Raw genomic sequence first — 8,098 nt, 5'->3', positions numbered from 1 at the left:
GGGCGTGAACCGCGAGCCCGGGCAGGGAGATCGGGATCTCGCCTGCGGCGACGGACGCCGGAAGCGTGGATCCGCCTGGGGAGACCGGCAGGCCGTTTTGGACCGGCAGGCCGCCCTGAGCGGGCTGCTGTACTTGGTGCAGGGTCTCGGCGAAGGTCTGCTGGCCAGGCGCGGGCGGCTGCGTGTTCTGGCTCAGGGTGTCGATGCGCTGCTGTATTTCGGAAATGCGGCTTTGGATGCTGCTGAGATCGTCGGGCATGGTTTCTTACTCCTGCATTCGTCGGTGCGTGAAGCGCGAGCTGACCAGCTCGTCCAGCTCCAGCTGCGTGCGGCGCTCCGCCTGCTGGGCGTGCGCCACTTTTGCTTTGTCCTTGACTTTGTCCAGGGCCTGACGGTTCTGGGCGGCGTCGATCATGTTGAGCTTGAACGCCTCGCGCGCGATATTCAGGTCAAGAACATGGCCTTCCTGGCCCCGGATATTGACCGTGACCGTTTGCAGATACTCCTGATACATCCGTGTTTCGGCGGGATCGAAGGCGTCGTCGCGGCGCGCGCACAGCTCTTCCAGGATCGCCGCGCGGATGTCGCGCAGCTCGTCGAGAAGGGCGTCGGCCTTGCGATATAATTGATCGGCGGCGGCGAAGCTTTGCTGCGCGGCTTTTTCCTGGCGCTCACGCTGCTCCAGAACCGTTTGAAGACGGAACCTAAAGTTCTTCATTCTCGAACATTCCCTCTAGCGCCGCGACGGTTTCGTCGAACGAGTTTTTCTCGTGGACGCCCTGTCGCAGGAATGCGCGGATCGGCTCGATCATTCGGCGGGACGCGTCGATCCGTGGATTGCTGCCTTCGGCGTAAGCGCCGATATTGATCAAATCTTCGGCTTCACGATAAGTGGACATCATCTCGCGCAGCTGGCCGGCTGCCTTGCGCTGCTCGGGCTCCGTCACCTGGGGCATGACGCGCGAGACGCTGCGTGACACTTCGATCGCCGGATAGTGGTTGCGCGCTGCAAGATCGCGCGAGAGCCAGATGTGACCGTCGAGGATACCGCGCACGGTGTCCGCGATCGGCTCGTTTTCATCGTCGCCTTCCACCAGCACGGTGTAAAGCGCGGTGATGGTGCCCTTGTCGCTGGCGCCGGCGCGCTCCAGCAGCTTGGGCAGGATGGCGAAGACGCTCGGCGTATACCCGCGTGTCGCCGGCGGCTCGCCGACCGCAAGGCCGACTTCGCGCTGCGCCATCGCGAAGCGCGTGACCGAGTCCATCATCAGCATGACGTCCTTGCCCCGGTCCCGGAAGTATTCGGCGATAGTGGTCGCGATGAACGGCGCCTTCAAACGGACCAGCGGCGGCTGGTCCGAGGTCGCAATCACCAGCACGGAACGGGCGAGGCCTTCGGGGCCAAGGTCGCTTTCCACGAACTCACGCACCTCGCGGCCGCGTTCGCCGACCAGGCAGATGACGTTGATATCGGCCGTCGTGTTGCGGGCGATCATGCCCATGACCGTGCTTTTGCCCACGCCCGATCCGGCGAAGATGCCCATGCGCTGGCCCTTACCCAGTGTGAGCAAACCGTCGATGGCGCGGATCCCGAGCTGGATCGGCTCGGTGATTCGTTTACGCGTCAGAGCGTTGGGCGGGGCGCAGTTAATGGGGTAGTGACGCGCGCCGTGCGCCGCCAGGCTGCCTTTGCCGTCCGCCGGCTCGCCAAGGCCGTCGAGAATACGGCCCAGCAGATGGTCGCCGACGATCGTGTGCTGGGTATGTCCTGTGGCGACGACTTCAGAACCGGGCTTGATTCCTTCCATCTCGCCCAGCGGCATCAGCAGGACGCGATTGGCCTTGAAGCCCACGACTTCGGCTTTGATGACCGGCGCATTGCGGCCGCCATGGCGGATCTCGCAAATCTCTCCGACCTGCACGGTGGGGCCGATGCTTTCCACAACAAGGCCGATGACCTGACTGACGAGGCCGTTGGCGCGCACGGTGTCCAGGCGACTGACGACCGATTCGTACTTGCTGAGGTCGATTTCGGGAGGCGGTCCCGCTGGAATTGTCAGCTGGCTCGCCATGGCTATTCGTTCTCCGAATTCTCATCCTGGATCAAATGCCGCTCGACTTCGGCGAGCTGCGTCTCGATCTTCGCGTCGATGGTGCCGGCGTTGGTCTCAATAACGCAGCCGCCCTCGCCAACGCGGCGGTCGTCGAGGATTTCCAAATGACGCAGTCCATCGACGATGCTCATGATATCTTCTTTCGCGCCGCGCACGCGGGCGGAATCCGGCATGGAGACTCGAATCCGCACATTCTCTTTATCCACGACACGCCGCAGGGCATTGCGGATAATCGCCATCACGACATCCGGGTTCTGCTTCACCTCGGTCTTGATGACCTGGCGGGCGATGGTCAGAACGAGCTCCAGCATGTCGTTTTCCTGGCGCTCCCAAAGCTGAGTGCGTCCTGCGACGATCTCGTCGGCGAGTGTCTGGAAATCCTCACGCAGTCCGTCACGATAGGTGACCCACTCGCCGCGCAGCTCCTCGGCGACTTCCGTGCGCGCGGTGTTTTCTCCGGCGTGCCGGCCTTCCTGCCAGGCCGCCTCACGCATCGCTTCAGCCTGAGCGCGGGCGTCTTCACGCATTTCGTCGGCGTCGCGCCGCGCATCGGCGAGAATTTTGCTGGCTTCGGCGCGCGCATTCGCGAGCAGCGCGGCGAGATCGGGTCCAGTCTCTATCGGCGTCTGAGGCGCGCGCGAGGAGGGCGCTGGGGCCGACACAATCGGCGTGAGCGGCTGAAGCATATCCAAAAATGAAGTGACGGAGGCCATGTTAAGCGATCATCTCCTCGCCGCCGCCGCGGGCGACGATAATCTCTCCGGCTTCCTCCAGCTTGCGGATGATGTTGACGATCCGCTGCTGGGATTCTTCCACGGCGCGGAGCCGGACCGGTCCCATGAACTCCATCTCTTCCTTCATCATGGCGGCGGCGCGCTCGGACATATTCTTGTAGATACGCGCCTGCGTGTTCTCGCCGACACCCTTGAGGGCGATCGCCAGTTCCTTGGTGTCCACTTCCTTGAGCACCTGCTGGATCGCGCGATCGTCCAGAAGAATGATGTCCTCGAAGACGAACATCAGCTTCTTGACCTCTTCGGCGATCTCCGGGTTGCTTTCGGCGAGCGATTCGAGAATGGTCTTTTCCGTGGAGCGGTCCACCCAGTTGAGGACGTCCACCAGCGACTTGACGCCGCCGGCGTGCGAGAAGTCCGTGGAGACGACGCTGGAGAGTTTGCGCTGAAGCACGCTCTCTACCTCTCGAATCACTTCCGGCGGTGTTTTGTCCAGAGTGGCGATGCGGCGGGCGACTTCGGCGCGCAGATCCTGGGGCAGGCCCGAGAGGATGGCCGCCGCCTGGCTGGGCTGAAGATAAGCCATGATCAGAGCGATCGTCTGCGGGTGCTCGTTCTGAATGAACGTGATAATCTGTGAGGCGTCCGCTCGCTTGAGGAAGTCGAACGGCATGACCTGGAGGGCCTGGAGCACGCGCTCGACGATGGCGCCGGCGCGCTCCACGCCGAAGGCCGAAATGAGCATTTCACGCGCGGCGTCGATTCCGCCTTCGGCAATGAACTCCTGTGCGACGCAGAGCTCGTGAAACTCCTCGATGATCCCCTCACGGATATCGGCGGTGACTTTGCCCATGCGGGCGATCTCGACCGTCAGGTTCTCGATCTCATCCGGCGTCAGATACTGGTAAATCTGGCTGGCGGCTTCTGGCCCCAGAGCGACCAGCAGGATCGCGGCCTTTTGTCGGTTATTGAGCGGTTGCGGGCGTATGGCCATCGGGTTGACTTCCTCGAAACGAACTGCGGCGGAGCCGCGAGATTACAAAAGTGACTTAAGTTATCGGCCCTGCGTCGGCGTGTCTTCGGCCATCCATCCCTTGAGCAGCAGGGCGACGGATTCGCCATTGCTGGCGACCATATCCTGGATGCTTTCCATCTTGAGGTCCTGGTGCTCTTCGATGCTCGGAGCGTTCATACGGCGCTTCTGTTTGCGCGGCGCGACTTCGGGCATCTCGGCCAGGACGTCTTCCACACGCAGTGGGCGCTCTTCCAGAAGGGCGTCGAGGTCCGCTTCGGGCGTATCTTCCAGCATGCCGATATGTCCGCCGTTGCCGACCATCGCCAGCCGGGGCTCGCCGCCCTTGCTGGATTTGGCCAGGATGTAAAGCATGACGCATCCGAAGACACAGGCGGCCAAAGCCTTGGCGACATTCCCCCACATCTGCTCGGACATCATCGCCTTCATCTGAGCATCCTGCGCCAGCTGCGCGCTGTTGTCAAATGGAATCTGAGTGACGGTAACCATGTGGGCGGTGTCGCCGGGAACGGCGCCGATGGCGCCGCCCATCCACTTCTGGAGGCTGGCGACGACCACCGGCGGAACTTTGCTGTCGATCAGCGCGGACACAGAAATCATACGGACGCTTCCCGGCGCTTTCTGCGTGACGGTGTCCAGGGTGTTCGGCTGGTAATTCGTTGTGGTTTTCGCGCTCTTGTAGTTGCCGGAGTTCGAGCCGCCTGCTCCATAGCTGGGCGTGGTCAGATTGCTGCCCGCGCCGGCGACGCCTCCGGACTGCGGCGCTCCGGCGCCGCTGTAGCTTTCGCTGTTTTCCTGAACGCTGAGCGGCATCGGCGTCTTCATTCCTGAGGATGCGTTATGCTCAATCGCATGTGTTTGGATCTGATCGAAATCCAGGTCCGCAAGAACGCTGACCTTGGAGCGATTGATGCCCAGAGTGACGTCCAGTTGCTGCTGGATCTCACGTCGCTTCATCTCGGCATACCTTGCGCTCTGGTTAAGAGGCTGCCCCTCGCTGAGACCATCCGCGCCCAGGCCATCGGAGCCCCAAAGCGCGGCTCCTGTCTGATCGGAGATCGCGACCCGGTTTTCCTTGAGCCCGCTGATCGAACCTGCGACAACTGCGGCGATGCCTTTGATTTGGGCCGGACTGAGCGTTTGACCGGGATCCATCGTCAGGACGACGCTTGCGGTCGGCGGTGTGTTGTCTCCGAAGAGTGAGCTGTCGCTTCCCGTTGCGATAGTGACATGAGCCATCGCGATCCCGTCCATACCGGCGATCACCTTATCAAGCTCACCTTGCGCGGCGACAAGAAGCCGAACCCGCTCAACCGCGCTGCTGGTGCCCATGGTGATCTTATCGAGTGACTCCATGCCGACGATCTTCGTTTCCTTGCCGACGATTTCCGCCGATTCTGCGAACATCAAAGCGTTGCTGGCGTCTTTCGATGGAACGCTGATTGTGCTGTCTGCGGGGTTGTACTTCATCTGGATGGCGTGATCGCCTAGCGCCTTTTGGATGTCGGCGGCTTCCTTTGCGGTGACGTTGCTGTAGATAGTCTTGTAATCCGGCGCCGTGGCGAAACTGACGGCGAGCCCCAATCCAACCAGGATGAGAAGGCCCATGCCCGTGGCCGAAGCGCGCGTGACGGGACTGGCCGTTTGCCACCAATTTCGCAGCGAATCCAAAATGTTATTGAACGATCCCAAAGAAACTCACCCCCGAAGAACAAAATCGACACGAAGAAACAAACCGCGCGGACAACGACATCCGATTACATCGACATACGCATGATCTCTTGGTATGCTTCCACAACCTTGTTGCGGACCTGCGTTGTCATCTGGAGCGCGACGGTCGCCTGTTCCGAGGCGATCATGACGCTGTGAATATCGCTCGTCTTGCCAAGCGCGAAATCCTGCGTCATGGCTCCAGAATGGAGCTGGGCTGAGTTCACATCATTGATCGCCGATGTCAGTGTCTGGCTGAAGGATGGGGCGATCGCGTTGGGATCGCCTTCGCCGCCCATCAGGGAAGCGGCCGCTTTGCCGAGCTCGGCGGGCGATGTTGACAATCCGGAAGCCGCGATGGGCGTAAACATACTCATGGTCGTTAATCTCCTGAAATTCAAAAGTGAAAATATCGGTCGAAATCTTTAGACGGCAAACATACCTGTTTTCCGCTCCATGGGGATTCTTCCATGAACTGCGCGCGGTTTCACACGGTAATTTTCACAGAGAATCCATGGAAAAGCGAAAAAAGGCGGCCGTGTGAAACGGCCGCCTTTGCGGGGTGAAATGTGCGAATCGGAGCATGCCGAACGGAAGTTTTGTGGCGGTTTGGAGTTATGCGCGGCCGATCTCCAGGGCCTTTTCGGCCATTCCCTTGATCGACTGCACGGCGGAGACGTTGGCTTCATAAGCGCGTGAGGCGCTCATCATATCGACCATTTCGGTGACGGTGTCGACATTGGGCATGTTGACATAGCCCTGCGCATCGGCGTCCGGATGGCCAGGCTGGTAGACGCGCTTAAACGGGCTCTGATCCGGGACGATGCCTCGGACCTGCACGCCCTTGGTGACGGCCGGCGCATTGCCGTTTCCACCGCTGAAGCCCGCGAGCGCGTCCTGAAACGAACTCGTTCCCGCAGAGAATAAAACCTGCTGGCGCCGGTAAGGCGAACCGTCCGCCGATCGCGTCGTATTGACGTTGGCGAGGTTATCGGCGATGACATCCATACGAAGCCGCTCGGCCGTCATGCCCGAGCCGCTGATGGAAAGTGAATCCATGAAACCCATTGGTTATTTTCCTCCGCCGATCACGTATTTCATACTGGAGAACTGTCCGGACATCATCTGCGCCACTCCCTGATAATAGATCTGCGCCGCCGCCATTCGGGTAGTTTCGGAGTCAATATCCACATTGTTGCCATCCGGGCGCATCGCGCCGCCGCCTGTCGTGATGATCGCCGGGTTCGTTTTGGGCGTTCCGTCATCCGGGGGCGTCATGTGTCCGCTGTCGGAAACGTTCATCGTCAGCGTTTCCTCCTGGCCTTCGCCGCGCGCCGCCGCCATCACGGCTTCGAATGACGCGTCCTTGCGCTTGTATCCGGGCGTGTTGACATTGCTCAGGTTATTGGAAAGAGCCTGCATCCGCGCCGAGCCAAAGTCCAGCGCGTTCGATAAAAGATTGACGGTGGTGTTGTCCATGCTTTCATTGTCGGCGCATGTGCGGGGGATCATTAGGGGTATTTGAAAATCTTTACTGAAAAAGATACGGGTTTTTTGCGGAGCGGTCGAGACGTGGTCTATTTCCCCCACGTCAATAAAAAAGTCCTCTCTTATTCAAAAGAGAGGACGGAGATTTGCGTGGAGAAACAGCGGTTACGCCATACGGCGGCGGCGGCCGCACAGGAGCAGGGCGCTGAGAGCGAACGCTCCGAGGGTGAGCGAGGCGAACGCGCCGGGTTCGGGGACAGCGGTGATGGGCGTAAGGGTAGCGACGATGGACGGTTCGTACACGCCGTCGCTGTGATAGCCCGTTGCGGTCGGCGTCAGGCTCGTGAAGTCTGAGGCGACCAGTTCGCTGCCAACAGGGCCTGACGTGGCGATGGGCGTGAATGATCCGTCGAGCAGCTGGAAAGTGAATGCGTCGGGCGTCACCGGCTCGACGCCGGCGCCGGCAAGCGTCAGGTCGAACGTGATCGTTCCCGTGGCGCTATTGATCGTAAACCCCTGCGCGAAATCGGCTAGCCCGCCCGTTCCGGCGTTGGTGTCCGTAAGCCCCAGCGTGTTCGCGCCGCCCAGAGCGCCGCTGACGTCGCCCAGGGTCGGCGGCAGGACCGCCCCAAGGACGCCGCCGTTGATGGAAAAATTAGAGACGCCCGCGAAGCTGTTCCCGTTGCCCAGCCCCGAGCCGTCGGTGAGCGTAAATTCGACATAGTATGTCCCCAATCCGTTCAGCGCCCCGGTGGTGATGGAGACATGCTGCGTGCCCGCCTGCGCCGCGTGGCCCGCGCCGAGCGCGCACGCCGCAAGGACGAAAATGCCGATTTGTTTGATGACATGATTTTTCATATGTGTTCCTTGAATGATAAATGACGGAAGGCCCTCACCCCCCGGCCCCCTCTCCCAATTCTGGGAGAGGGGGAGTTAGATAAAGACAGAGATTTTTGTCTGAGCTTTATGGTCTTAACCTGAAAACTCTGGCTCCCCTTCTCCCAGAATTGGGAGAAGGG

Annotated in this window: 10 protein-coding genes; all 10 read right to left on the bottom strand. The window is 60.8% G+C overall.

Going from position 1 to position 8,098, the window contains the following annotated elements:
* Positions 1-259 (bottom strand): hypothetical protein (locus ABIZ35_RS20575; protein ID WP_348221800.1); only part of this gene is annotated, 259 nt, incomplete at its 3' end.
* 6 nt (positions 260-265) lie between these two features.
* Positions 266-718, bottom strand: coding sequence for a flagellar export protein FliJ (fliJ, locus tag ABIZ35_RS20570; RefSeq protein WP_348221799.1), 453 nt, complete (start codon positions 716-718; stop codon positions 266-268).
* Entirely contained in the window at positions 705-2,072 is a 1,368-nt protein-coding gene (fliI, locus tag ABIZ35_RS20565; RefSeq protein ID WP_348221798.1) for a flagellar protein export ATPase FliI, read from the bottom strand. The genes fliJ and fliI overlap by 14 nt, the downstream gene beginning before the upstream one ends.
* Positions 2,073-2,074: 2 nt before the next feature.
* Complete coding sequence (locus ABIZ35_RS20560; protein ID WP_348221797.1) at positions 2,075-2,827, bottom strand: FliH/SctL family protein; 753 nt, start codon at positions 2,825-2,827, stop codon at positions 2,075-2,077.
* Position 2,828: 1 nt separating this feature from the next.
* Positions 2,829-3,842, bottom strand: a complete 1,014-nt coding sequence (fliG, locus tag ABIZ35_RS20555) for a flagellar motor switch protein FliG (RefSeq protein WP_348221796.1) — start codon at positions 3,840-3,842, stop codon at positions 2,829-2,831.
* A gap of 60 nt (positions 3,843-3,902) precedes the next feature.
* Entirely contained in the window at positions 3,903-5,573 is a 1,671-nt protein-coding gene (fliF, locus tag ABIZ35_RS20550) for a flagellar basal-body MS-ring/collar protein FliF (RefSeq protein WP_348221795.1), read from the bottom strand.
* 65 nt (positions 5,574-5,638) lie between these two features.
* Entirely contained in the window at positions 5,639-5,968 is a 330-nt protein-coding gene (fliE, locus tag ABIZ35_RS20545) for a flagellar hook-basal body complex protein FliE (protein ID WP_348221794.1), read from the bottom strand.
* Positions 5,969-6,206: 238 nt separating this feature from the next.
* Complete coding sequence (gene flgC / locus ABIZ35_RS20540; protein WP_348221793.1) at positions 6,207-6,659, bottom strand: flagellar basal body rod protein FlgC; 453 nt, start codon at positions 6,657-6,659, stop codon at positions 6,207-6,209.
* A 3-nt stretch (positions 6,660-6,662) separates the two neighbouring features.
* Entirely contained in the window at positions 6,663-7,103 is a 441-nt protein-coding gene (gene flgB / locus ABIZ35_RS20535; RefSeq protein ID WP_348221792.1) for a flagellar basal body rod protein FlgB, read from the bottom strand.
* A gap of 141 nt (positions 7,104-7,244) precedes the next feature.
* A complete protein-coding gene (locus ABIZ35_RS20530) occupies positions 7,245-7,937 on the bottom strand; it encodes a hypothetical protein (RefSeq protein ID WP_348221791.1) in 693 nt (230 codons plus the stop codon).
* Between the last annotated feature and the right edge of the window lie 161 nt (positions 7,938-8,098).

Origin of the sequence: Capsulimonas sp. (assembly GCF_039929585.1) — a bacterium.
GTDB lineage: Bacteria > Armatimonadota > Armatimonadia > Armatimonadales > Capsulimonadaceae > Capsulimonas.
This window is presented reverse-complemented; position numbering and strand designations above follow the sequence as displayed.